Below are 25,107 nucleotides of genomic sequence, written 5' to 3' on the forward strand. Positions count from 1 at the left end.
CCGATAGCCCGAATACACCATCAGCGACGACCCGACGACCAGCATCGCATCGGCGCGCTCCAACGCCGCCTGCGCGCGCTCGACACGATCTCGCGGCACGCTTTCGCCGAAGAACACCACGTCGGGCTTGACGATGCCCCCGCAGCGCGGACAGGCAGGAATATCGAACGAGGAAAAATCCAATCCATCCAGATCGGCATCGCCATCGGGCGCATCGGGCGCATCGAACGCCGCCCAGCCGGGGTTGCGCTCCACCAGCGTCTGCTGCCAGGCCTCGCGCGCACCGCGCCAATCGCAGTTCATGCAGCGCACCTCATCCAGCTTGCCGTGCAGGTCCACCACATGATGGCTGCCGGCCGCCTGGTGCAAACCATCGACGTTCTGCGTGACCAGCAGCTCGATGCGGCCCTCGGCCTCCATCGCCGCCAGCGCACGGTGCGCCGCGTTGGGCTGCACGTGGCCGAAGCGCCGCCAACCCACCATGCTGCGCGCCCAATACCGCGCGCGGGCAGGCACGCCACCCATGAAGGTCTGGAAGTCGATGGGCGGCTTGCGCATCCACGCGCCATCATCATCGCGATAGACGGGGATGCCCGAGCCGATGCTGCAGCCGGCGCCCGTCAGCACGAACAGGCGCGGATGCGCGTCGAGGAAGGCGCGCAGGTCCTGCAGCGATGCGGTCATGCGCCCAGGCCGCAGTCGGGCATGTCGCTGACCAGGCTGGCCTGGGTGACGTTGCTGCCCGGGGCCACGCTGCGCGTCAGCCACACGTTGCCGCCGATGGTCGAACCCTTGCCGATGGTGATGCGGCCCAGGATGGTCGCGCCGGCGTAGATGACGACGTCGTCCTCGATGATCGGGTGGCGCGCCAGGCCCTTCTTCAGCTCGCCGTTCTCGCCCGGCGGGAAGCGCTTGGCGCCCAGCGTGACCATCTGGTAGAGCCGCACGCGGTCGCCGATGATGGCGGTCTCGCCGATGACGACGCCGGTGCCGTGGTCGATGAAGAAGCTGCGGCCGATGGTGGCGCCGGGATGGATGTCGATGCCGGTGTCGGAGTGCGCCAGCTCGGTCACGATGCGCGCCAGCATGGGCGCGCCCAGGCGGTACAGCACGTGCGCCAGGCGGAAGTGGATCATGGCGGTGACGCCGGGGTACGACAGCAGCACTTCGTCGACGCTGCGCGCGGCCGGATCGCCCTGGTAGGCGGCGGTCACGTCCAGGTCCAGCGTGCGGCGCACAGCGGGCAGTTCGGCGCCGAACGCGCGCGTGATGGCCACGGCGCGCTCCAGCGTCTGCTCGCGCGGCTCGTCGCCATCGCGGCTCAGGTGGCGCAGTTCCAGGTAGACCTGTTGCAGCAGTTCGTCCAGGGCCTCGCCCAGCGTATGGCCGACGTAGAAGTCCTCGACTTCCTCACGCAGGTCGATGGGCCCCAGGCGCATGGGGAACAGCGCGCCGCACAGTTGCTTGACGACATGGCGCAGGCCCTCGGGAGAAGGGAATTCACGGCCGGCTGAGGTTTCGCGCAGGCGGCCGTGCGGTCCGCGCCAATCGACGCGCGCGGCCCGCAGGCCGGACACGATGCCGTCGAGATTCCAGTGCTGCGTCGGGAGGGAAGCGGGACTCATTGCCGTGCCTCCGGGCCGGCGGCACAGGCGGAAATCCGAACGTCTACAAACATGGTGAACCTCGCGAAGAAACGGAAATGGCGTGCGGCAAGCGCCGCCGTCCCGTCATGCGCGGACGCGAACGCGTCGCAAAGGACGGCGCGTGGGCACGCACCATGGCTCGACTGTAACTGCTGAGCCGCCCAGCCGGCAGGGTCGCCGACAGGCCGGCGGGGTCTTGTGCGCCGCCGCATTCTCCCCGGCACGGGCTAAGCGTAAACCCTGTCAGGGATTATCAGGAATTTCAGCAGGATGACAATCTCTATAATCAATCTCAAACGAACGTTTGAATCAGCCGAGAAGATGAAGGAAACGCCCTCCGCCCCGCCGTCTTCCACCCAAGAGGCCATCCTCGATGCCGCCGAGGCCCTGTTCGCCCATCACGGCTACGACGGCACGTCGATGCGGCAGATCACCGCGGCCGCGGGCGTCAACCTGGCGGCGGTCAACTATCACTTCGGCGGCAAGGAAGCCCTGCTGCAGGAGGTGCTGAAACGCAGCCTGGCGCTGGTCAACCAGGAACGCCTGCGCGTGCTGGACGCCCTGGAGGCCGATGCCGGCGGCAAGCCGTTGAAGCCCTCGCAGGTACTGGATGCCTTCTTCGGCACCCTGCTGCGCCTGGCCAACGATCCCGAGCACGCCGGCCGGCACTTCCTGCCGCTGCTCGAACGCACCATGACCGACCCCACGGGATTCATCCGCACACTGTTCGCCGATGAATACGCCGACGTGATACAGCGCTACCAGAACGCGCTGTTCGCCTCGCTGCCCGACGTGCCGCGCGCCGAGATCATGTGGCGCTTCCACTTCATGCTGGGCGCCACCTCGTACGCCATCATGGGCACCAGCACGTTGCGGCTGGTCACGCATTGGAGCATCGACGATGCCGAACAGCCCGACAACCCCGCGCTGCTGCTGCCGCGCCTGATGAGCTTCCTGCTGGGCGGCCTGCGCGCGCCGTTGCCGCCCCTGCTGGCGCCTGGCTGACCCCGGCCGGCGCCCACGACAAGCACAACGACTACCGGAGACTCCCTCATGTTTGCCTTCTTGATCCTGTTGCTGCTGGTGGCCGCCGTGGCCGCGGTGTTGATGCTGCAACCGCTGCGCCAGGCCCTGCTGACCAAGCCGGTGTTCCGGATGTACCGCAAGGTGCTGCCGCAGATGTCCGCCACCGAGCGCGATGCGCTGGAGGCGGGCACGGTGTGGTGGGAAGGCGAGCTGTTCCGCGGCCGTCCGGACTGGAACACGCTGCTGTCCTATCCCAAGCCGCAACTGAGCGAGGCCGAACAGCGCTTCCTGGACCACGAAACGGCCGAAGCCTGCCGCATGGCCGACGACTGGGACATCACCCAGCAGCGCAAAGACCTGTCCCCGGAGCTGTGGACCTACCTGAAGACCAACGGCTTCCTGGGCATGATCATTCCCAAGGAATACGGCGGCCTGGGCTTCTCGGCCTATGCGCATTCCGAAGTGATCGCGCGGCTGTCGACGCGCTCGTCCGCGCTGGCGGTGTCAGTGATGGTGCCCAACTCGCTGGGGCCGGCCGAACTGCTGCTGCACTATGGCACCGACGCACAGAAGAACCACTACCTGCCGCGCCTGGCCAACGGCACCGAAGTGCCGGCCTTCGCGCTGACCAGCCCATGGGCGGGCTCGGACGCCGCCGCCATTCCCGACCACGGCATCGTCTGCCGTGGCCAGTGGCAGGGCCAGGAAGTGCTGGGCATGCGCGTCAGCTGGGACAAGCGCTACATCACGCTGGCGCCGGTCTGCACGCTGCTCGGCCTGGCCTTCCGCCTGTACGACCCCGACCGGCTGCTGGGCGGCGAGACCGACCTGGGCATCACCTGCGCGCTGGTGCCGCACGATCATCCCGGCGTGGACACGGGCCGCCGCCACCAGCCGCTGGGCGCCATGTTCATGAATGGCCCCACGCGAGGGCAGGACGTCTTCATGCCGCTGGAATTCATCATCGGCGGACCGGAACGCGCCGGCCAGGGCTGGCGCATGCTGATGGAATGCCTGGCGGCGGGCCGCTCGATCTCGCTGCCCTCTTCCAACTCGGCGATGGCCAAGTACACCACGCGCACCGTGGGCGCCTATGCCCGCGTGCGCAGCCAGTTCCGCGTGCCGGTGGGCCGTTTCGAGGGCGTGGAGGAAGCGCTGGCGCGCATCGGCGGCAACACCTACCTGACCGAGGCCGCGCGCGTGATGACGGCGGGCGCGATCGACCTGGGCGCCAAGCCCTCGGTGGTCTCGGCCATCGTGAAGTACCACGTGACCGAACGCGCACGCCAGGTGGTGGTGGACGGCATGGACGTGATCGGCGGCAAGGGCATCTGCCTGGGGCCGTCGAACTTCCTGGGCCGCGCGTACCAGCAGGCGCCCATCGGCATCACCGTGGAAGGCGCCAACATCCTGACGCGCAGCCTGATCGTCTTCGGCCAGGGCGCGATCCGCTGCCATCCCTACGTGCTCGACGAGATGCGCGCGGCGCAGGACGACGACCTCCAACGCGGCCTGGAAGCCTTCGACAAGGCCTTCTGGGGCCACGTGCGCTTCACGCTGGGCAACGCCGCCCGCGCCCTGGGGCTGGCGTTCACGGGCGCGCGTTTCGCGCAGGCGCCCGGCCGCGCGGCGCCGGCCATGCATACGTACTATCGCCGCATGACGCGCTATGCCGCCAGCTTCGCGCTGCTGGCCGACCTGTGCATGCTGCTGCTGGGCGGCAGCCTGAAGCGCCGCGAGCGGCTGTCGGCGCGGCTGGGCGACATGCTGTCGCAGCTGTACCTGGCCAGCGCGGTGCTCAAGCGCTACGAAGACCAGGGCCGCCAACGGGAAGACGCGCCGCTGGCGCACTGGGCCATGCAGGATGCCCTGCACAAGCTGCAGGAAGCCGCCAACGGCGTGCTGGACAATCTGCCGCAACGCGGCGTGGCCGAACTGCTGCGCGTGGTGCTGTTCCCCTGGGGCATGCCCGAGCGCGCGCCCCGCGACGTGCTGGGCCAGAAGGTGGCGCAACTGCTGATCGCGCCGGGCGCGGCGCGCGACCGCCTGACCGAGGGCTGCTACCTGCCTGACAGTATCGACGAACCGGTCGGCGCGCTGGAGCAGGCGCTGGCCGCCACCCTGGCCGCCGAGCCCGCCGAAGCCCGCCTGCGCGACATCGAGAAGCGCGGCGCGCTGGACGGCGATCCGCGCGCCAACGTACGCGACATGGCCGAGGCGGCCTGGGCAGCCAGCCTGCTGTCGGATGACGACTACAGGCTGCTGCGCCAGCGCAACGTATTGCGCGACCGCGTGGTGCGGGTGGACGACTTCCCGTTCGACCTGGGCGCGCAGGACGCGGCCGGCGAACACCAGGCGCGGGCGGCATGATGGCGCCAGGCACAATCCGGCAAGATCATCCAGCATGGCGCGCGGCTTCCCTGGCGGGAGGGCGGGCGCGCAGCGAAGAGGGACATCCCGCATGAGCTTCCAGCCCGTCTATGTCGTCGATGGGGCGCGCAGCCCCTTCCTCAAGGCCCGCAACGCACCGGGTCCCTTCGCCGCGGGCGACCTGGCCGTGCAGGCTGGCCGCGCGCTGCTGCTGCGCCAGCCCTTCGCGCCCGATGCCCTGGGCGAAGTGGTGATCGGCTGCGCCGCGCCCTCGCCGGACGAAGTCAACATCGGCCGCGTGATCGCGCTGCGCCTGGGCTGCGGCAACGAGGTGCCGGGCTGGACGGTGATGCGCAATTGCGCGTCGGGCATGCAGGCGCTGGACAGCGCCATCGCCTCGATCCAGCTGGGCCGGCACGATCTGGTGCTGGCGGGCGGCGTGGACGCGCTGTCGCGCGCGCCGGTGCTGGTCTCCGATGAGATGGTGCAGTGGCTGGCGCGCTGGTCGTCGGCGCGCAACCTGGGCGCGCGGCTGGCCGCGCTGGGCCAGTTTCCTTTCCGCAAGCTGGCGCCCGTGATCGGACTGCTCAAGGGCCTGACAGACCCCGTGGTCGGCCTGTCGATGGGCCAGACCGCCGAGAACCTGGCCACCCGCTTCGGCATCGATCGCGCCGCGATGGACGCCTACGCGGCGCGCAGCCACCAGCGCGCGCTGGCGGCCCGCGCGCGCGGCGACATGCAGGGCGAACTGGCGCCGCTGGTCGATCCGCGCAAGGGCACGCTGCACGACCAGGACGACGGCGTGCGCGACGACTCCACCCCCGAACGGCTGGCCAGGCTGCGCCCGGTGTTCGACAAACCGTGGGGCAACGTCACGGCGGGCAACAGCTCGCAGGTGACCGACGGCGCGGCGCTGCTGCTGCTGGCCTCGCAGGCGGCGGTCGACCAGTACGGCCTGAAGCCGCTGGGCCGCATCCTGGACAGCCAATGGGCCGGACTGGATCCGGCGCAGATGGGCCTGGGCCCCGTGCACGCGGCCACGCCCATCCTGCAACGCCACGGACTGCGCCTGAACGACCTGGACCTGTGGGAGATCAACGAAGCCTTCGCCGCACAGGTGCTGGGATGCCTGGCCGCCTGGCAGGACGAGGCCTATTGCGCCGAACACCTGGGCACGCCGGCGTGGGGCCGCCTGGACCAGGAGAAGCTGAATGTGGACGGCGGCGCCATCGCGCTGGGCCATCCCGTGGGCGCGTCGGGCGCCCGCATCGTGCTGCACCTGCTGCGCGCGCTGCGCGCTCGGGGATTGCGGCGCGGCATGGCCGCCATCTGCATCGGCGGCGGCCAAGGCGGCGCGATGCTGGTCGAGACCCTCGACGACGCCGCGCCGGGCCAACCAGCCGCCATGGCCCATGACCCAGAGCACGCGCACGCCGCGCAGGCCGGGTCCGCCAGCCCAACCCAACCCACCCAGCCCGGCACGGAGCAAGCGCGATGAACTGGCAACTGCGACACGACGCGGACGGCCTGGCCTGGCTGACGCTGGATTGCGCGGACGGCGCGGTCAATACACTGTCGGCCCCCGTGATGCACGAACTGTCGGCCACGCTGGATGCGCTGGATGCCCAGCCGCCGCGCGGCCTGGTGATCCGGTCGGCCAAGAAGGCTGGTTTCATCGCGGGCGCCGACATCGACGAGTTCGCCGCGTTGAATGGACCCGAGGCGGCCCGCGAACTGATCGCGCGCGGCTGGAACCTCTTCGAACGGCTGGCGTCGGTGCGCTATCCCACGCTGGCGCTGATCCACGGCCACTGCCTGGGCGGCGGCCTGGAACTGGCGCTGGCGTGCCGCTATCGCCTGGTGGCCGACGAGCCCGACACCGCGCTGGCCCTGCCCGAAGTGATGCTGGGCATCGTGCCCGGCTGGGGCGGCATGCTGCGCCTGCCCGCGCTGATCGGCGCGCCGGCCGCGCTGGACATGATGCTGACCGGCCGGCGCATCGATGCCCGCCGCGCCGCCGCGCTGGGCCTGGCCGATGCCCGCGTGCCGACCCGCCTGCTCGATGCCGCCGCGCGCCATCAGGTGCTGTCGAATCAAAAGCCGCGCCGCGCGCGCGGCATCCCCGCCCTGATGAATCGCCCGCCCTTCAAGGGGCTGGTGGCCCGGCAGGCGCGCAAGCGCATCGCCGAAAAGGATCCGCAAGGCCACTACCCCGCGCCTGGCGCCATCCTCGACCTGTGGGAGCACCACGACGGCAATGCCCTGCTGGCGCCCGCGCGGCTGGACGCCATCCTGTCATCCGACACGGCGCGCAATCTGGTGCGCGTATTCCGCCTGCAAGAGCGCCTGAAGGCCCACGGCAAGGCGGACGGCACGCCGGCCGTGGCGCACGTGCACGTGGTGGGCGCGGGCACCATGGGCGGCGACATCGCGGCATGGTGCGCGCTGCGCGGCCTGACCGTCACGCTGCAGGACCAGGACCTCTCGCGCATCGCACCCGCGCTGGGACGCGCGGGCAAGCTCCATGCGCGCAAGCTGAAGGATCGCCGCGCCGCGCGCGCGGCTTTCGACCGCCTGATTCCCGATCCCGAAGGACATGGGATCGCGCGGGCCGACGTGGTCATCGAGGCCATCGTCGAACAGGTGGACGCCAAGCGCGCGCTGTACCGCCAGATCGAGCCGCGCCTGAAACCCGGCGCGCTGCTGGCCACCAATACGTCCAGCCTGCCCCTGCGGGAACTGGGCGCGGAACTGGCACAGCCGCAGAGGCTGGTCGGCATCCACTTCTTCAATCCCGTGGCGCGCATGCCGCTGGTGGAAGTGGTGCGCGGCCCGGCCGATGACGGCAGCGCGCAGGCCCGCGCCTGCGCCTTCGTCGGCGCCATCGGCAAGCTGCCGCTGCCGGTGCAGGATGCGCCGGGCTTCCTGGTCAATGCCGTGCTGGCGCCCTACATGCTGGAAGCCATGCGTTGCGTGGACGAAGGCATGGCGCCCGCCGCCATCGACGCCGCGATGACGGCATTCGGGATGCCGATGGGGCCCATCGAACTGGCCGACACCGTGGGGCTGGACATCGCCCTGGCCGCCGGACGCCAACTGGCGGATGGCGCCGAGCCGCCCCGCTGCCTGCTGCAGCACGTCGAACGCGGCGAGCTGGGCAGCAAGACAGGGAAGGGCTTCTATACGTGGCGCGATGGCAAGGCCGTCAAGCCCGCCCGCGGCGAAGCCGGCCGGGCCGCCCCGGGATTGGCGCAACGCCTGACCGCCCCGCTGATCGCACGCGCGCGGCGGCAGGTCGCGGCGGGCGTCGTGGCGGATGCGGACCTGGCCGACGCCGGCGTGATCTTCGGCACCGGCTATGCCCCCTATACGGGCGGTCCGCTGCATGGATCGCGCCCCCAGGAGCCCACGGCGCCCACAACGGAATAAGCCCGCCCGCCGGCCTGCCGGCGGGTAGGTAGTAAACGCAGGCACAACAACGATCGGGCGGTTGCGGCGACCGCGGAAGCAAGCCAGCCCGGCAACAATACTTATATCCATCGGAGACCTGAAAATGCGCAAACACCTCCTGGCGCTCAACGCCATCACCGCCCTGCTCGCAGGCACCTACGGCGTGGGCGTCCATGCCGCCGGTTTCCAGCTGCTGGAGCAGAACGCCAGCGGCCTGGGCAACGCCTACGCGGGCTCGGCCGCCAATCCCGAAAACGCCAGCACCATCTACTTCAACCCGGCCGGCATGACGTATCTGCCCGGCGGCAACGTGTCGGCGGGGGCCAACGCCATCTGGCCGTCGTTCAAGTTCCGCGACAACGGCAACAGCCGCAATCCGACCGTGCTGGGCGGCACCGCCCCCACCGGCGGCAACAGCGGCGACGCGGGCCACCTGGGCGTGGTGCCCAATGCGTACCTGTCGTACCAGGTGGCGCCGAAGTGGTGGCTGGGCATCGGCATGGGTGCGCCCTTCGGCCTGATGACGGAGTACGACAGCGGTTGGGCGGGCCAGTACCACTCGAACAAATTCGAGATCACCACCGTCAACATCAACCCGTCCATCGCCTACAAGGTCTCCGATCAATTGTCGCTGGGCATCGGCGCCAACTGGCAGCGCATCGACGCCGAGTACCAGAAGAAGACCGTGGTGCCGCTGGTGCCCACGGCTGGCATCTTCACCAACGGCGACGCCCGCCTGAAGATGCATGGCGACGCCTGGGGCTGGAACGCCGGCGTGATGTTCCAGCCGACGGAAAGCACCCGCATCGGCGTGTCGTACCGATCGACCATGAAACAGGACGCCAAGGGCAACACCGACGTCAACGACATCGCCCTGCCGGGCGGCGCCACCACCACCGCGTCCTACGCGGCCAGCACCACGGTGAAGCTGCCGGACCAGCTCATCCTGAGCGCCTCGCACCAGCTCACGCCGCGCTGGCAACTGCTGGGCGACATCTCGTGGACGGGCTGGAGCAGCCTGCAGTCGCTGGACATCTCCAACCGCAACGGGCCGTCCGACTCGCTGCCGCTGAAATTCCGCGACACCTGGCGCATCGCGCTGGGCGCCAACTACCAGATCGACGAGCAATGGAAGTGGAAGGTCGGGGTGGCCTTCGACCAGTCGCCGGTGCACAAGGCGGAAGACCGCCTGGCCTCGCTGCCGGACACCGACCGCTGGTGGTTCTCCACCGGTGTGCAATACAAGGCCACGAAGAACATCGACATCGACGTGGGCTACACCTATCTGTACCTGCGCGACTCCGACATCGACACCACGTCGGGCAACCAGTTGTCGAAGGGCCGCCTGGCGGGCAGCTACGATAGCAAGGGCAACATCGTGGGCGTGCAGGTCACCGCGCGGTTCTGACCGGTCCGGCGCCGTCCGCGCCGCGGCCCCGGGCGGGCCCGATGAATCCACATCGGGTCCGCCCCACCAACGAGGAGGTTGTTTTGAGCAAGTTCATCGTCAAGCATGCCGCCGTCCTGGGCGCTGGCGTGATGGGTGCGCAGATTGCCGCCCACCTGGCCAACGCGGGCGTGCGCGTCACCCTGTACGACCTGACCGCCAAGGAGGGCGACCGCAACGGCGTCGCCCGCAAAGCCCTCGACGGCCTGAAGAAGCTCGAGCCCGCGCCGCTGGCCGGCCTGGCGCGGCTGGCGCTGATCGCGCCGGCCAACTACGACGACGACCTGCCGAAACTGGGCCAATGCGACCTGGTGATCGAGGCCATCGCGGAGCGGCTCGACTGGAAGACCGCGCTGTACGAGCGCATCGCGCCGCATCTCGACGCGCGCGCCACCATCGCGTCCAACACCTCGGGCCTGTCCATCCAGTCGCTGGCCGAGGCCCTGCCCGAGTCGCTGCGCCCGCGTTTCTGCGGCGTGCACTTCTTCAACCCGCCACGCTACATGCGGCTGGTCGAACTCATCGCCACCTCGTTCACCGAGCCGCGGGTGCTGGACGACCTGGAAACCTGGCTGACCACCCGCCTGGGCAAGGGCGTGGTGCGCGCGCTGGACACGCCGAACTTCGTGGCCAACCGCATCGGCGTGTTCTCCATCCTGGCCGCCATGCATCACACGCAGCGGCTGAACCTGGGCTTCGACGAGGTGGACGCGCTGACCGGTCCGCTGATCGGCCGGCCCAAGAGCGCCACCTACCGCACCGCCGACGTGGTGGGCCTGGATACGCTGGCGCACGTCATCGGCACCATGCGCGAGCATCTGGCGGCCGACCCGTGGCACCGCCATTTCAAGTCGCCCGAATGGCTGCAACGCCTGATCGATGCCGGCGCGCTGGGCCAGAAGCGTGGCGCGGGCGTCTACAGGAAAGCCGGCAAGGAAATCCAGGTGCTGGACCTGGAGACGGGCGACTACCGCCCCAGCGGCGGCAAGGTGGCCGACGAGGTCGCCACCATCCTGCACGGCCGCAATCCGGCCAGGCGGCTGGCCGAGCTGCGCGCCTCGCGGCACCCGCAGGCGCAGTTCCTGTGGAGCATCTTCCGCGACCTGTTCCACTACAGCGCCGTGCACCTGGCAGACGTGGCCGACAACGCGCGCGACCTGGACCTGGCCATGCGCTGGGGCTTCGGCTGGAGCCAGGGCCCCTTCGAGACCTGGCAGGCCGCGGGTTGGCAGGATGTCGCGCGCGCCATCGCCGACGACGTGCAGCAAGGCCGCGCCATGAGCGACGCTCCCCTGCCCGCCTGGGTGCTGGAGCCGCAACGCCAGGGCGTGCACGCGCCGGAAGGCTCGTATCGCGCCACCGATGGCAGATGGCGGCCACGCTCGTCGCTGCCGGTGTATGGCCGCCAGTTGTTCCCCGAGACCGTGGCCGGCGAGGCCACGCCCGACCGCGGCGCCACCGTGTGGGAAAACGCGGGCGTGCGCCTGTGGCACCTGCCCCAGGTCGATGCCGGCGTGGCCATCCTGTCGATCACCACGCGCAACCACGTGCTGGGCAATGAGGTGCTGGAAGGCATCCGCGAGTCCGTCGCGCGCGCCGAGGCCGATTTCGATGCGCTGGTGCTGTGGCACGACGCGCCCTTCGCGCTGGGCGCCAACCTGGAACAGGTCTACCAGGCCTGCCAGGCCGGCAAGTTCGACATGCTGGAGTCCACGGTCGAGACGTTCCAGAACACCTCGCTGGCGCTGCGCTATGCGCAGGTGCCGGTGGTGGCGGCCGTGCAGGGCATGGCGCTGGGCGGCGGCTGCGAATTCATGATGCACGCGGCCCGGCGCGTGATGGCGCTGGAGAGCTACGTGGGCCTGGTCGAAGCCGGCGTGGGCCTGATCCCGGCGGGCGGCGGCAGCAAGGCGCTGGCGGCGCGGGCTGCCGCCATGGCCGCAGCCACGGCCACGCCCAACGAAGTTTTCCCATACCTGCAACCCGTGTTCCAGAACATCGCCACGGCCCAGGTCGCCAAGAGCGCGCTGCAGGCGGTCGACATGGGCTACGCGGCCGATACCGATCCGGTGGTGTTCCATCCGGGCGAATTGCTATGGGTGGCGCTGAAGGAGGCGCGCGCGCTGGCCGATACCGGCTACAAGCCTCCGTTGCCGGTACGCGGCATCCCGGTGGCGGGCCGCACCGGCATCGCCAACCTGGAAATGGTGCTGGTCAACATGCGTGCCGGCGGCATGATAAGCGAGCACGACTACCGCGTGGCGCGCAGCGCCGCGGTGGCCCTGTGCGGCGGCGAGATCGATGCCGGCACCCGCGTGGACGAGACCTGGCTGCTGGCGGTGGAACGCCGCGAATTCGTGGCGCTGCTGCGCACGCCCGAGACGCAGGCGCGCATCCGCCACACCCTGGACACCGGCAAACCGCTGCGCAACTAAGGCAATGAAAATGCCCCCACGCCGCGCCTTCGGCCTGCTGCCCCCCGAGGGGCGCTTTTCCCCTTGGGGCGGCCCGGCGGTAAAAACAGGAAACCGACCATGACCAAGACCATGCAGGAAGCCTATATCGTGGCCGCCACGCGCTTGCCGGTGGGCAAGCGCAACGGCCTTTACATCCACACCCGCCCCGACGACATGCTGGCCGCCGCACTGCGCGGCGCGCTGGCGCAAGTGCCGTCGCTCGATGCCGCGCGCATCGACGACGTGGTCGCGGGCTGCGCCATGCCCGAAGCCGAGCAAGGCATGAACGTGGCGCGCATCGCGCTGCTGCTGGCCGGCCTGCCCGACCGCGTGGCGGGCGTCACCGTCAACCGCTTCTGCGCTTCGGGCCTGCAGGCCGTGGCCGACGCGGCCGCGCGCATCCGCCTGGGCGAAGCCGACATCATGATCGGTGCCGGCGCCGAATCCATGAGCGCCATGCCGCAGATCATGGGCAACAAGGTGGCGATGAACCCCGCCATCTTCGAGCACGACGAGAATCTCGGCATGGCCTACGGCATGGGCCTGACCGGCGAGAAGGTCGCCGAGCGCTGGAAGGTGTCGCGCGAAGACCAGGATGCCTTTGCCCTGGCCTCGCACCGCAAGGCCATCGCCGCCATCGAGGCCGGCCACTTCCAGGCCGAGACCACGCCCTACACCGTCGTGTCCTGGATGCCCGACGGCAAGTCGGGCGAGCCCAAACGCGTGGAGCGCCAGGCGGACCGGGACGAAGGCCCGCGTGCCGACACCACGCCGGAAGCCCTGGCGAAGCTGCGGCCGGTGTTCGCCGCGCGCGGCAGCGTCACGGCGGGCAACAGTTCGCAGATGTCGGACGGCGCGGGCGCGGTGGTGCTGGTGTCGGAACGCATCCTGCGCGAGTTCAATCTGCAGCCCCTGGCGCGCTTTGCCGGATTCGCGGTGGCTGGCGTGCCGCCCGAGATCATGGGCATCGGGCCTGCCGCGGCGATTCCGAAGGTGCTGGCCACGACGGGCCTGACACTTCAGGATATCGACTGGATCGAGTTGAACGAGGCGTTCGCCGCGCAGTCGCTGGCGGTGATCCGGGATGTGCAACTGGATCCCGACAAGGTGAATCCGCTGGGCGGCGCGATCGCGCTGGGGCATCCGCTGGGGGCCACCGGGGCCATCCGCACGGCCACGTTGCTGCATGGGTTGCGGCGCACGAAAGGCAGGTACGGCATGGTGACGATGTGCATCGGGACCGGAATGGGCGCTGCGGGGATCTTCGAGGCGCTGTAGGCGGCACGCCGCGCGGCCGCGCGGCGGCGTTCAAGCGGCCAGGCCCGCCAGGATGCGCTCCGGCGTGAAGGGCGGCTCGCGCCAGCGCCGGCCCGTGGCGTCGAACAGGGCGTTGGCCAGCGCCGCGGGTCCGCATACCGAGGCGGACTCGCCCGCCCCCATGGGCGGCTCGTCCTGGCGGGGCATCAGCACCACGTCGACGTCCGGCACTTCCACGAAGCCGAGGATGGGGTAGGCGCCCCATTCCAGGCTGGCGACGCCGGCGCCGGTGAACGTCACCCGCTCTTTCAGCGTGCGGCTCAGGGTCTGCATCACGTTGCCATGCACCTGGTGGCGGACCCCGTCGGGGTTGACCATCATGCCGGTGTCCTGGCCGACCACCACGCGCCGCACGCGGATGCGGCCCGTGGCCGGATCCACGCAGAGATCGGCCACCCATGCGGCCCACGCGGCGCCGAAGCCCGGAAATTTGCTGTGCACGTAGCGCGCGTAGCCCACGCCCCGGCCGTGCAACAGTCCATCACCGCCGGGCTGCCCGCGCGATCCGGTCGCGCCGGCCTGCCAGCCGGCGCGCTGCGCCACCGCGCGCAGCAGGTCCGCCGCGCGCGCGTCGTCCAGGTGATGCAGCCGGAACTCGACCGGGTCCCGGCCGGCCCGTTCGGCCAATTCGTCGATGAAGCAATCGTGCGCGAACGAGTTCGGCAAGGCCGACACGCCGCGCAGCCAGGCAGCGCGCACGATGGCCGGGATATCGTGGCAGACGATGCGCTGGTGAGGATAGCGATACGGCGGCGCGGCCGTGCGGTCGCCCATCTCCAGCACGCGCGGCCCGGCGGCCACCGTGCCCGTCAGCAGCAGCGCCAGCAGCGGCGCGTCGTTGGACGGATAGCGCGTGGCGAAATCGTAGGCGGACAGGTTGCCGCGCTCGTCCAGCGCGCCGCGCACCTCCATCAGTTGCGCCGCCCCCTTGGGTTCCCAGGCGTGTTCCTGTTCGCGGCTCAGTTGCACGCGCACGGGCGCGCCCACCGCGCGCGACAGCAGCGCCGCGTCGGCGCAGACATCGTCCGCGCAGTTGCGTCCATAGCAGCCCGCCGCCTCCATGCGCACGATCTCGATGTTTGCCTCTCCCACGCCCAGCAGGCGGTCCAGATCGATGCGCAGCATGTGCGGGTTCTGCGTACCGGACCAGACCGTCAGCCCCTGCTCGCGGAAATCCGCCACGGCGCAAGACGGCCCGATGGAGGCGTGCATCTGGTAGGGCCACACATACTGGCGCGACAGGCTTTCGCCCCGCGCCAGCGCGGCCTCGACGTCGCCCTCTTCCTTCAAAGGCCGCAAGGTGGCCGGCTGCGCCCTGAGCGCCGCGGCGAGGTCGTCCAGCGGGGGGGCAGGCGGCACCGTCCGCCAGCGCACGCGCAACTGCCGCGCGGCACGCACGGCCTGCTCCTCGCGCCGCGCCACCACGCCCACGAAATCGCCCTGCACGACCACCTGGACCACGCCCGGCAGATCCGCCACCGAACCCGCGTCGGCCCCGATCAGGCTGTGGCCGACGAACGCGCCGGTATCGCGGCCGGCATAGGGCGGCCGCACCACGCGGCCATGCAGCATCCCGGGCACGCGCACGTCGTGCACGTAGACGGGCTCGCCAACAGCCTTGCCGGGAATGTCCACCCGCGCCGCGCTCTTGCCCACGATGCGGTACTGCCGCGCGGGCTTGACCGGCACGTCGTCGGCCAGGCGCAGCATCGTGCCGCCTTCGCGCAGCAACGTCCAGTAGTCGATGCGCTCGCCCCCTGGCGCGGCGATCACGCCGTCCTCCACCGTCAGCGAGCCGGGCTGCGCCCCCAGACGCTGCGCGGCCCGCTGCACCAGGTATCCGCGCGCCTGCGCCGCGGCCCGGCGCAGCGGCACGGCCGCGATCTGGATGGTGGCGCTGGCGATGGTCGGCCCCTGGTTGGGCGCGGCCTCGGTATGGCCCAGCACCATCTTCACGCGCGAAAGATCGACGTCCAGCTCCTCGGCCACGATCTGCCCCAGCGAGGTGCGGATGCCCGTGCCGAGGTCGACGTGGCCGTTGAAGGCCTGCACGCGGCCGTCGGCCAGCACCGCCACGAAGATGTCGGGCGTGGCGCGCACGTAGTCGGACGCCGCGCCAGGCTGGCCGGGCGCGGGCCGAACGCCCGGCGCCGGATCGCGCACGATCAGCAGCGCGCTGGCGTCGGCCAGCAGGTGCTGGTGCAACGCCTTAGGCGTGTGCAGCGGCGCTCGCGTCGTCGATGGCAAGAATGACCTCCAGCGCCGCGTCGCGCGGCATCACGGCGGCGTACTTCTGCTGCATGTCGAACAGATTGGCTTCGTGAGGGCCCAGCGCGCGGTCGCCGACACAGTCGGCCAGCACCACGGGCCGCAAGCCCGCCGACATGGCGTCGACCACGCTGGCGCGCACGCAGCCGCTGGTGGTGCAGCCGGCCACCAGCAGGGTCTGCACGCCGCGCTGCGCCAGCCATGCGGCCAGCATGGTGCCATGGAAGGCCGACGGCACGTTCTTGCGCACCACGTATTCTCCGGGGGCCGGGGTGAGCTCGGGGACGATGGCGCTGGCGGGCGACGCCTCTTTCAGCGTCAGCATGCCCGGCACCTTGATGCTGAAGATGTTGCCGTCGGCATCGTCGTCGGCGTAGACGATGCGGCTGTGCGCCACCGCCCAGCCGCGCAGGCGCGCGGCGGCCAGCAGCGGCACCGTGCTGGCGATGGCCTGCGGGATGTTGCCCCCGCCGAACTGCGCCGGGTCGGCGAACCCATTGACGAAATCGACGATCAGCAACCCGAATGGCGCACGCAGCGGCAATGCCGTGCCGAAGCCCTGCCGTTCGTAGGTCGCGATCTCTTCCTGCTTGGCCATATGCTTGTCTTCCTGTGATGATGGGTTCAGGCGCGGTCCAGCACCTTGCCCGCCCTGACGACTTCCTGACCATCGAGCTTCACCGTGCATCCGCGCAGGGGAATGTCGATGTGGCAGGCCGTGGCGCGGCTACCGCCGGCCTCATTGTTGGGGCCCAGCGAGAACAGGAAGTTGCCCTCGTAGGCCCGGGCGTCCATGCCGATGGTCGCTTCGCGGTCGTACAGGCCGAGCACGCCGCGGTGCGCGCGCGGCTGCAGGCCCCAGCCGATGTGCGAGATCGCATAGGCCTCGGGATCATCGAAGGTGGCCATGTACTCGCGCAGCAGTTCGGCGTCCACGCCGCCTTCGATGCGGGTGGCGTAGCCGTTCTCGACGGTCAGCGTGATGGGCTCGGACACGTACGATTTCTGGGGCAGCAGGATGTCGCCGCGGTCGATCACGATGCGGCCGTTGGCGCCGCGCTCGTCCGGCCAGGTCAGCACGAAGCCGCTGGGCCAGTGGTCCCAGCGTCCGGGCTCGTCCACGAAGCCGTACTCGCTGATGGCGGGGAATTCGCCCAGCGGGCAGCGCAGCTCGGTGCCGGCGGGGGACTGCACCGTCATCTCGCGCGCGGCCTCGATGCGGGCCGCCGCCGCCTTCACGCGGGTCCGGTCGGCCTCGGTGGGCACCAGCCGGGCCAGCACTTCGGGCGGCTCGACCGCCAGCAGGATCTTCGTGCCGCCCGCCAGGATCTCGTGCTGCTCGGGCGAGAACAGCAGCGTCATCAGGTCCAGCACCAGGTCGCTGGCCTTCAGGGCCGCGATGGCGGCCTTGTTGCCGGTCAGCGGCGTGGTGCCCAGGTAGGCCAGCGAGTCGCGGCTGAGCGCTTTCTCTGCGTTGACCGGCGGCAGGTCCAGGCGATTGACGACCGCGCCCATCGACTGCGCCGCGATCAACGCGGCGGACAGCGTCTGCGGATGCGTGGCCGCGCTGGTCAGCACCGTGACGGCCTGCCCCGCCTGAAGTTTCGACAGCGTCAGGACCCGCTGCCAGGCCTGGATCAGTTCATAGTCGCTTACCGGCATGCTGCTCTCCTTGCCCAGTCCGGGCCTATTGCCTGCCCCACGGGCATCGGAGCGGTCCGACGCCCGCGCGGCGCGCCGCTACAGGCGCGCGCCCAGGAAATCGCCGAAGGCGGCGTAGAAACCCTGCTCGTTGTCCCACGGAATCATGTGCCCGGCGCCGGGCACGCGCACGTGCTGCGTGCCCGGCGCCAGCCGCTGGATCTCGGCCACGTCGTCGTCGCGCACCACCTCGCCGCGCTCGGCGGTGACCAGCAGCCGCCCGGCCTCGATCGACGGCAGGTCGGCGTGGATGTCGTCCAGGTGAAAGCCGTCGAAGCTGGCCAGGATGGCGCGCTCGTCGCAGGTGTGCAGCCACTGGGCGCGCAACTGGCGCTGCTCCTCGGTCCACGTCGGGCAATAGGCCAGCATGTCCTCGGCCGTCATGCCGGCGCGTGCCTGCGCCATCGAGCCCACGTACCAGGGCAGCTTGGCGGGATAGGGACGGCGGCCGGGACCGGACACCGGCGGGTCCACCATCGCCAGCCGGGCCAGCGCCGCGGGCCGCGTGCGCGCGGCGCGGATGCCGATGCGCGCGCCCATGGAATGGCCCACGACGCTGTAGCGCGCCAGGCCCAGGGCCTGCGCGAAGGCCAGCAGGTCGGCCGCCTGCGCGTCCAGGCCGTAGTCCAGCGAGGCATCGGCCTGCGACAGCCCGCGGCCCCGCACGTCGAGCACGTAGGTATCGAACCGCCCGCCGAAACGCTCGGCCACGAAGCCCCAGGTGACGGCCGGGCTGGTGATGCCCGGCACGATGATGACGGGATCGAGGCCCGCCTTGGCGCCGCCGTAGCGCAGGTAGTGCTGGCGGATGCCGTTGGCGTGCACGTGCGCGCCGTATTGGAAGGTACTCATGTCGGCTCCCCGGTGTTCAATACGCGCCCGACAACAGCGCGCCCGCGCCCGGCACCACCGGCTCCAGGCCCAGCGATCCCAGCATCGCGTAGGTGGTGGCCACGGCGGCGGTCACCACGGGCTTGCCCGTCATGGCCTCGACCTTGGCGATGGCCGGCAGCGACGGCATCTGCACGCAGGCCGACAGCACGATCACGTCGGCATCCTGGTATTTCAGGCCCTGCACGATCCCGGGCAGGCGCGTGGCGTCGTGGCGGCCCACGTCCAGGTTGTCCGGAATCTCCAGCGCGCGGTAGTCCAGCACCTCGTAGCCCTCGTTGGCGATGTAGCTGACCACCAGGTCGGTCAGCGGCTTCATGTAGGGCGCGACCACGGCGATCTTCTTCGCCCTCATGATCTTCAGGGCATCGACCAGCGCGCCCGCGCTGGTGATGACCGGCGCGCTGGCGCCGTTGGCCGCCGTCTGGCCCGTCAGGCGCTCCTGCGAGACGCGGTGGTAGCCGTGGCCCATGGCCATGATGGCCACCAGGCAGGCGTAGCCCAGCACGTCCACGCGCGCGTCCGACAGCTCGACGGCGCAGCGGTCCGACTCGGCGTCCATCGCGGCCAGTTCCTCCTTCACCACTTTCTTCATGCGCATGCGGCTGGAGTGGAAGGTGAAGCGCTCGGGACGGATCAGCTCGCGCGCGCGCAGCATCGCGGGAATCTCGGTCTCCATCGTGGTGTTCGAACTCGGCACGATCTGGCCGATGCGGTAGGTCTTGGTCATAGGGCGGTTCCTGGCGCTGGAGACCAGCCCGGAAAGCATCGTCGGGCCGGCCGCCAATTTGAATGCATACACTCTATTCTTGCAGTCGTACGCCGAACTGGCAAGTCTCGAAAGCATGGATTCCGACACGGAAAGACAAGGGAAAACCCTAAGCAAATACCAGCACTTAAGCTTGTTCACCGGCACGCCCAGGCATTTGCGCAACGCCTGCGCCCATCCGGACAAGAACATGGTTTACTTCAAAAATTTGAGTGTGTACACTTGTTTTTACTATCCGCCGGCCGTCCGAAGCCGCTTTTCCAGGAGAAACATCGTGCAAGGCAAACCCAGAATCGCAGTGATCGGCGCCGGCTTGGGCGGCACCGCGGGCGCGGCGCTCATGGCGCGGGCGGGGTTCGACGTCAGACTGTACGAGCAGGCCCCGGCCTTCTCGCGGCTGGGCGCGGGCATTCACCTGGGGCCCAACGTCATGAAGATCATGCGCGCCATCGGCATCGAGGACGAACTGAACCGCCAGGGTTCGCACCCCGACTTCTGGTACAGCCGCCACTGGAAGACCGGCGAGGAACTGGCCCGCATTCCGCTGGGCGACTACGCCCTGTCGCACTATGGCGCCAGCTACCTGACCGTGCACCGCGGCGACTTCCATGCGCTGATGACGCAGGCCCTGCCCCCGGGCGTGCTGCGCTTCGGCAAGCGCCTGGCGAAGATCGACGACCTCGGCGATGCCGTGCGGCTGGAATTCGCGGACGGCACGGTCGATGAGGCCGACATCGTCATCGGTGCCGACGGCGTGAATTCTCGCGTGCGCGAGCACCTGCTGGGCCCCGAGCCTCCCAAGTACACCGGCTACGTCGGACACCGCGCCGTGTTCCCCACGCCGCTGGACAGCGGCACGCTGCCCTTCGACATGTGCGTGAAGTGGTGGTCCGACGACCGCCACATGATGGTGTATTTCGTCACCAGCCGCCGCGACGAGATCTATTACGTCACGGGCGTGCCCGAAGCCGAATGGGACATGGCCAAGAGCTGGGTGCCCAGCAGCGTGCAGGCCATGCGCGACGCCTTCGACGGCTGGCACCCCACTGTCCAGGCCCTCATCGAGCACACGCCCGAAGTCACGAAGTGGCCTCTGCTTGAACGCGACCCGCTGCCCCTCTGGAGCCGAGGCCGCATCGTGCTGCTGGGCGATGCGTGCCACCCCATGAAACCGCACATGGCGCAAGGGGCGGCCATGGCCATCGAGGACGCCGCCATGCTGACCCGCATCTTCCAGCAGGCGGGCCTGTCCGACCACGAGGCCGCCTTCCGGCTGTACGAGGCCAACCGCGCCGAACGCGCGGGCCGCGTGCAGAAGGTCTCGCACGACAACACCTGGCTGCGCACCAACGAGAACCCCGACTGGTGCTTCGGTTACGACGTGTTCGACGTGCCGCTGGTCGAGAGCGCGCCGCGCCGCAGCGCCGCCTGAGCCCCGCGCGTCCGCCCGGCCGGCCCACAGGGAAAATCCCCGTGGCCTGGCGGGACGGCGCCGGATACAGTCCCTGCTTGCATCGCCGTCTCCGCCCATGACCGCAACGCCGCGCACGCATACGATCACCGTCAACCACGCCACGCATACGGTCGACACGGCGCCCGATACGCCCCTGTTGTACGTCCTGCGCAACGACCTGGCCCTCAACGGACCGAAGTTCGGCTGTGGGCTCGGCGAATGCGGCGCCTGCACGGTGCTGGTCGACGGCATGGCCGCGCGGTCCTGCGTGGTGCCCATCCGCGGCGTGCAGGGCCGCGCCATCACCACGCTGGAAGGGCTGGGCACGCGCGGCGCCCCTGGCCCCGTGCAGCAGGCCTTCATCGATCACCAGGCCGCGCAATGCGGCTACTGCCTGAACGGCATGATCATGAGCGCGCAGGCCCTGCTGTTGCACAATCCGCATCCCACCGAAGACGAGATCCGCCAGGCGCTGCAATACAACCTGTGCCGCTGCGGCACGCACCTGGAGATCCTGGCCGCCGTGCGCGCCGCCGCCGCGCGGGGACTGGCATGACGGCGCCGCGTCCTGGCGCCGCGATGCGGGCCGCGGGGGCCTCCGACCTGGCGCCGCCCAGCGGGGCGCTGGTGCTGCACGGCGCCGTGCTGCGGCCTGACGGGGGCAGTTGGGACGGCAGCCGCTACACAGGCCCGCGGCTGCGCGCCATCGACCGGTCGGGCCTGCAGGGCATGACCGGACTGGTCGCGGTCGTGGCGGAAGGCAGCTTCGTGGGCGTGGTGGCCGCCACGCCCGAACTGGCCCGGCAGGCCGGCGCCCGCCTGGCGCTGGACTGGGACGAGGGCGAGGCCTCCAACGCCCGCGCGGCCGCATGGCGGCGCCAGGCCGGCGCGCCGGCGCCGCAAGGCCGCCATGACGGCGGCGCGACGCTGCAGGCGACGTATGCATGGCCCGTCCCGGCGGTCGACCAGGCGGGGACCTGGGCCATCGCAAGCTGGCGGGACGGCGATCTCATGGTCTGGGCAGCCGCCCCGGCCGCCACCCTGCGCGCCGACCTGGCGCGGCTGTGGAACCTGCCCGCCGATCGCATCCATGCCCTGCCGTCCGGGCAGCGCGCGCACCCCTGCGCCCTGGACGCCGCGGCTGACGCATCGTTGCTGGCGCACGCCGTGGGGCGCCCGGTGCGCGTGCCGGCAACGCACGCGCCGCGCATGCCCGTCGCCGCGCACACGTTGCGCGCCGCGCTGGACGCGGGCGGCGCCATCGCGACGCTGGACTGGCAGGATGACGGCAGCGGCGTGGCGCGGCCCTCGATGGCGCGCCTGCTGGCCCGGCAGGATGGCGTCGCGCCACCGCCGCCCCGGCACATGGCGCCGCACTACGCATTCGCCGACGCCAGCGTGGGCCTGTCCGCGCGGGCCCCGCTGGACGCGTCGCCGGCGCTGTGGGCGGCCACGCAGCCGGCGCGCGTGTTCGCACTGGAATCCTTCATCGACGAAGCGGCTGCGGCGGCGGGCGTCGATCCCGTCGCGTATCGCCTGCAGCACCTGGACGATGCGCGCGGCGCCGCGCTGGTGCGGCGCGTCGCCCGGCAGGCGCAATGGCCCGGCATCGATGGCGAACCCGCCGCCTCGCGCGCCCCCGCGCAACGCCCTGCCCGCACGGGCCGCGGCTTCGCCTATGCCTGCACGCTGGACGACAGCGCCGAACCGGCGCGCCGCGTCTGGTCGGCCTGGGTGGCGGAAGTGGCCGTGGACGCCGACAGCGGCGCCGTCGCGCTGTCGCGGGTGGTCGTGGGCCACGATGCCGACGGCGTCCACGATAACGACGGCGTCCACGATGCGCGGACGGCGCCCGGCGCGCCAACCGCCGCGTTGGCCGCCGCGCTGGCAGCCGCGCGCATTCGCGACGCCGCGGGGCGCCTGCTGCCGGGCCAGGCGCCGTTCGACGGCGGGTCCTCGCGCGCCGCGCGGGAAGAGGCCGCGCCGCCGCTGGCCGTCGACCTTCTCGCCCCCGCCGGCGGCATCGCGCCGGCCGGCGATGCCGTGGCGCCGATCGCCGCGCCCTGGTCGGATGCCGCCACCCTGCCCGCCGCGGCGGCCGTCGCCAATGCCATCTACGACGCCACCGGCGTGCGGCTGCGCGCCCCGCCCTTCGACAGCGCCGCGGCCCGGCGGTCGCTGGCCGCGGCGGACCGGCCCAGGCGCCTGCGGCGATCCGCGTATGCCTGGCTGGGCGGCGCCGCCGCCGCGGCCGCCGGCCTGATCATGTCCGCGCTGCCGTGGCGCGGCGCCATCGCCCCCGTGTCAGCGCCCGACCTCAGCCTGTACTCCGCGCAGGCCATCGAACGGGGCCGCCTGGTGGCGGCCGCCGGCGACTGCGTGGTCTGCCACACCGCGCCGGGCGGCACGCCCAATGCGGGCGGGCTGGCGCTGGATACGCCGTTCGGCACGATCTACAGCACCAACATCACGCCCGACGCCGATACCGGCATCGGCAACTGGTCGTATGCCGCCTTCGACCGCGCCATGCGCCAGGGCGTGCACCGCGACGGTCGGCAGCTTTATCCGGCCTTCCCGTACACGTCGTTCGCCAAGCTGACGGAGGCGGACATGCAGGCGCTGTATGCGTACATGATGTCGCAGCCGGCCGTGCGCAGCGAGCCGCCCGAGACCCGCCTCGCCTTCCCCTACAACCTGCGGCCGCTGATGGCCGGCTGGAACCTGCTGTTCCACGACGGCCAGGTCTACCAGCCCGATCCGGCGCAATCGCTGGCCTGGAACCGCGGCGCCTATCTGGTGCAGGGCGCGGGCCACTGCGGCGCCTGCCACACGCCGCGCAACGCGCTGGGCGCCGAGCGCAAGGGCCTCTCCGCCCTGCTGGCCGGCGGCGAAGCCGAAGGCTGGGAAGCGCCGGCCCTGAACGGGCTGTCGCGCGCCCCGGTGCCGTGGACCGAGGACGACCTCTACGCCTACCTGCGCACGGGCTTCTCCGAACGCCATGGCGTGGCGGCCGGGCCGATGGCGCCCGTCATCCATGGCCTGGCCGAGCTGCCCGACCAGGACGTGCGCGCCATGGCGGTGTACCTGGCCTCGCTGAATCCGCCCGCGCCCGAGGCTGCCGCGCAGGCGGCCGCGGTAAACACGCTGGAACAGGCCTCGGCGCCGGATGCCCGGCTGTTCCCCACCGGCGGCGAACGCCTGTTCCAGGGTGCATGCGCGGCCTGCCACGAGACCCGCGCGGCCGCCCCGCTGTTCGGCGCGCGGCCGTCGCTGGCGCTGAACACCAACCTGCACAGCGACAAGCCCGACAACCTGATCCAGGTCATCCTGAACGGCATCGCGGACCCCGCCGGCGAGGGGTTGGGATACATGCCCGCCTTCGGCGGCAGCCTGGACGATGCACAGGTGGCGCAACTGGTGGACTACATGCGCGTGCGCTTCGCGCCGCAACGGCCGGCCTGGACGGACGTGGCCGGCCGCGTGGGCGAGCTGCGCGCCGCGGCGCGAGGCCTGGCCGCTACACAGTGAGATAGGCGCGCCGCACGGCCTCGTCTTCCGCCAGTTCCGCCATCGTGCCGGAATAACGGATCTGTCCCTTCTCCAGCACATAGGCGCGATCCGACACCAGCTCGGCGAAATGCACGTTCTGCTCGGACAGCAGGATGCTGGCGCCTTGCGCCTTCAGGGCCAGGATCATATGGGCCATCTGCTCGACGATGACGGGCGCCACGCCCTCGGACGGCTCGTCCAGCAGCACCAGATAGGGGTTGCCCATCAGCGTGCGCGCCACCGTCAGCATCTGCTGCTCGCCGCCGCTCATCTGGCCGCCGGGCCTGTCCTGCATGGCGCCCAGGTTGGGAAACAGCTCGTACAAGGCCTGCGGCGTCCAGTGCCTGGCCTCGGCCCCATCGGGCCAGCGCCGCGCCGGCTGGCGGCCCACCTCGAGGTTCTCGGCCACGCTCAGGTCCGTGAAGACACGGCGGTCCTCGGGCACGAAGCCCAGGCCCATGCGCGCGATCTCGTAGGGCTGGCGGTTCGTGATGTCCTGGCCCATGAAGCCGATGCGGCCGGTGCGGCGGGCCAGCAGGCCCATCACGGCCTTGATGGTGGTGGACTTGCCGGCGCCGTTGCGCCCCATCAGCGCCACGACCTCGCCGCGGCGCACCTCGAATCCCACGTCGAACAGGATGTGCGCCGCGCCATACCAGGCGTTCAGGCCCTGGACCTGCAGCAGTGGCCCGGCGGACGCGGCATGGCCGGCCTCGATGGAAGTCTGCGCAACGGCGCTCATTGGAATACCTTCGCGCGGCGCG

At 70.8% G+C, this 25,107-nt stretch carries 17 protein-coding genes and 1 pseudogene; 10 read left to right on the forward strand and 8 right to left on the reverse strand.

The features are described 5' to 3' along the window. A partial coding sequence (locus A6745_RS00005; protein WP_066122033.1) for an NAD-dependent protein deacetylase occupies window positions 1-684 on the reverse strand: 684 nt, incomplete at its 3' end. Next, the gene (gene epsC / locus A6745_RS00010) at window positions 681-1,625 is read right to left on the reverse strand and encodes a serine O-acetyltransferase EpsC (protein ID WP_066122039.1); all 945 of its coding nucleotides are present in this window, start codon (window positions 1,623-1,625) and stop codon (window positions 681-683) included. The genes A6745_RS00005 and epsC, both read right to left, overlap by 4 nt. Window positions 1,626-1,967: 342 nt before the next feature. Here epsC and A6745_RS00015 point away from each other — a divergent pair, with 342 nt between their 5' ends. From A6745_RS00015 to A6745_RS00045, 7 genes and pseudogenes are all read left to right on the forward strand, one after another. Then, window positions 1,968-2,651, forward strand: a complete 684-nt coding sequence (locus A6745_RS00015) for a TetR/AcrR family transcriptional regulator (RefSeq protein ID WP_066122042.1) — start codon at window positions 1,968-1,970, stop codon at window positions 2,649-2,651. A gap of 48 nt (window positions 2,652-2,699) precedes the next feature. Continuing rightward, window positions 2,700-5,042 carry an acyl-CoA dehydrogenase gene (locus A6745_RS00020; protein ID WP_066122044.1) on the forward strand — a complete coding sequence of 781 codons (2,343 nt, stop codon included), beginning with the start codon at window positions 2,700-2,702 and terminating at the stop codon, window positions 5,040-5,042. A gap of 91 nt (window positions 5,043-5,133) precedes the next feature. Beyond that, window positions 5,134-6,429: pseudogene (locus A6745_RS00025) on the forward strand (acetyl-CoA C-acetyltransferase); the annotation flags it as partial. Window positions 6,430-6,536: 107 nt separating this feature from the next. Then, the gene (locus A6745_RS00030) at window positions 6,537-8,471 is read left to right on the forward strand and encodes a 3-hydroxyacyl-CoA dehydrogenase NAD-binding domain-containing protein (protein ID WP_066122045.1); all 1,935 of its coding nucleotides are present in this window, start codon (window positions 6,537-6,539) and stop codon (window positions 8,469-8,471) included. Window positions 8,472-8,595: 124 nt separating this feature from the next. After that, complete coding sequence (locus tag A6745_RS00035) at window positions 8,596-9,900, forward strand: OmpP1/FadL family transporter (RefSeq protein ID WP_066122047.1); 1,305 nt, start codon at window positions 8,596-8,598, stop codon at window positions 9,898-9,900. 83 nt (window positions 9,901-9,983) lie between these two features. After that, a complete protein-coding gene (locus tag A6745_RS00040; RefSeq protein ID WP_066122050.1) occupies window positions 9,984-12,374 on the forward strand; it encodes a 3-hydroxyacyl-CoA dehydrogenase/enoyl-CoA hydratase family protein in 2,391 nt (796 codons plus the stop codon). A gap of 99 nt (window positions 12,375-12,473) precedes the next feature. Beyond that, window positions 12,474-13,673, forward strand: a complete 1,200-nt coding sequence (locus A6745_RS00045; protein ID WP_066122053.1) for an acetyl-CoA C-acyltransferase — start codon at window positions 12,474-12,476, stop codon at window positions 13,671-13,673. Window positions 13,674-13,703: 30 nt separating this feature from the next. Here A6745_RS00045 and A6745_RS00050 read toward each other — a convergent pair whose 3' ends face one another. The 5 genes from A6745_RS00050 to A6745_RS00070 form a co-directional block, all read right to left on the reverse strand. Further along, window positions 13,704-15,959: a xanthine dehydrogenase family protein molybdopterin-binding subunit gene (locus A6745_RS00050; protein ID WP_066122054.1), complete on the reverse strand. Its 2,256-nt coding sequence runs from the start codon at window positions 15,957-15,959 to the stop codon at window positions 13,704-13,706. Next, a complete protein-coding gene (locus A6745_RS00055; RefSeq protein WP_066122057.1) occupies window positions 15,922-16,578 on the reverse strand; it encodes an isochorismatase family protein in 657 nt (218 codons plus the stop codon). The genes A6745_RS00050 and A6745_RS00055 overlap by 38 nt, the downstream gene beginning before the upstream one ends. Before the next feature lie 26 nt (window positions 16,579-16,604). After that, window positions 16,605-17,642, reverse strand: coding sequence for a M29 family metallopeptidase (locus A6745_RS00060; RefSeq protein WP_066122060.1), 1,038 nt, complete (start codon window positions 17,640-17,642; stop codon window positions 16,605-16,607). Window positions 17,643-17,720: 78 nt separating this feature from the next. Next, window positions 17,721-18,533: an alpha/beta fold hydrolase gene (locus tag A6745_RS00065; protein ID WP_066122066.1), complete on the reverse strand. Its 813-nt coding sequence runs from the start codon at window positions 18,531-18,533 to the stop codon at window positions 17,721-17,723. Between the two features lie 16 nt (window positions 18,534-18,549). Next, window positions 18,550-19,302: a maleate cis-trans isomerase family protein gene (locus A6745_RS00070; RefSeq protein ID WP_066122070.1), complete on the reverse strand. Its 753-nt coding sequence runs from the start codon at window positions 19,300-19,302 to the stop codon at window positions 18,550-18,552. Between the two features lie 313 nt (window positions 19,303-19,615). Between A6745_RS00070 and A6745_RS00075 the strand changes: the two genes are divergently transcribed. From A6745_RS00075 to A6745_RS00085, 3 genes are all read left to right on the forward strand, one after another. After that, the gene (locus A6745_RS00075; protein WP_066122073.1) at window positions 19,616-20,773 is read left to right on the forward strand and encodes an FAD-dependent monooxygenase; all 1,158 of its coding nucleotides are present in this window, start codon (window positions 19,616-19,618) and stop codon (window positions 20,771-20,773) included. A 97-nt stretch (window positions 20,774-20,870) separates the two neighbouring features. After that, entirely contained in the window at window positions 20,871-21,350 is a 480-nt protein-coding gene (locus tag A6745_RS00080) for a (2Fe-2S)-binding protein (protein ID WP_066122076.1), read from the forward strand. After that, window positions 21,347-24,322, forward strand: coding sequence for a cytochrome c (locus A6745_RS00085; RefSeq protein WP_066122081.1), 2,976 nt, complete (start codon window positions 21,347-21,349; stop codon window positions 24,320-24,322). The genes A6745_RS00080 and A6745_RS00085 overlap by 4 nt, the downstream gene beginning before the upstream one ends. Here A6745_RS00085 and A6745_RS00090 read toward each other — a convergent pair. Further along, window positions 24,312-25,085, reverse strand: a complete 774-nt coding sequence (locus A6745_RS00090; RefSeq protein WP_066123595.1) for an ABC transporter ATP-binding protein — start codon at window positions 25,083-25,085, stop codon at window positions 24,312-24,314. The two genes, A6745_RS00085 and A6745_RS00090, sit on opposite strands and share 11 nt — an antisense overlap. Window positions 25,086-25,107: the final 22 nt, after the last annotated feature.

This window comes from Bordetella ansorpii (assembly GCF_900078705.1).
GTDB lineage: Bacteria > Pseudomonadota > Gammaproteobacteria > Burkholderiales > Burkholderiaceae_B > Bordetella > Bordetella ansorpii_A.

Coding starts and splice junctions, on each gene's coding strand:
- epsC (WP_066122039.1), bottom strand. CDS start 1,625: ATGAGTCCCGCTTCCCTCCCGACGCAGCACTGGAATCTCGACGGCATC.
- A6745_RS00020 (WP_066122044.1), top strand. CDS start 2,700: ATGTTTGCCTTCTTGATCCTGTTGCTGCTGGTGGCCGCCGTGGCCGCG.
- A6745_RS00015 (WP_066122042.1), top strand. CDS start 1,968: ATGAAGGAAACGCCCTCCGCCCCGCCGTCTTCCACCCAAGAGGCCATC.
- A6745_RS00055 (WP_066122057.1), bottom strand. CDS start 16,578: ATGGCCAAGCAGGAAGAGATCGCGACCTACGAACGGCAGGGCTTCGGC.
- A6745_RS00085 (WP_066122081.1), top strand. CDS start 21,347: ATGACGGCGCCGCGTCCTGGCGCCGCGATGCGGGCCGCGGGGGCCTCC.
- A6745_RS00045 (WP_066122053.1), top strand. CDS start 12,474: ATGACCAAGACCATGCAGGAAGCCTATATCGTGGCCGCCACGCGCTTG.
- A6745_RS00060 (WP_066122060.1), bottom strand. CDS start 17,642: ATGCCGGTAAGCGACTATGAACTGATCCAGGCCTGGCAGCGGGTCCTG.
- A6745_RS00070 (WP_066122070.1), bottom strand. CDS start 19,302: ATGACCAAGACCTACCGCATCGGCCAGATCGTGCCGAGTTCGAACACC.
- A6745_RS00035 (WP_066122047.1), top strand. CDS start 8,596: ATGCGCAAACACCTCCTGGCGCTCAACGCCATCACCGCCCTGCTCGCA.
- A6745_RS00030 (WP_066122045.1), top strand. CDS start 6,537: ATGAACTGGCAACTGCGACACGACGCGGACGGCCTGGCCTGGCTGACG.
- A6745_RS00090 (WP_066123595.1), bottom strand. CDS start 25,085: ATGAGCGCCGTTGCGCAGACTTCCATCGAGGCCGGCCATGCCGCGTCC.
- A6745_RS00065 (WP_066122066.1), bottom strand. CDS start 18,533: ATGAGTACCTTCCAATACGGCGCGCACGTGCACGCCAACGGCATCCGC.
- A6745_RS00080 (WP_066122076.1), top strand. CDS start 20,871: ATGACCGCAACGCCGCGCACGCATACGATCACCGTCAACCACGCCACG.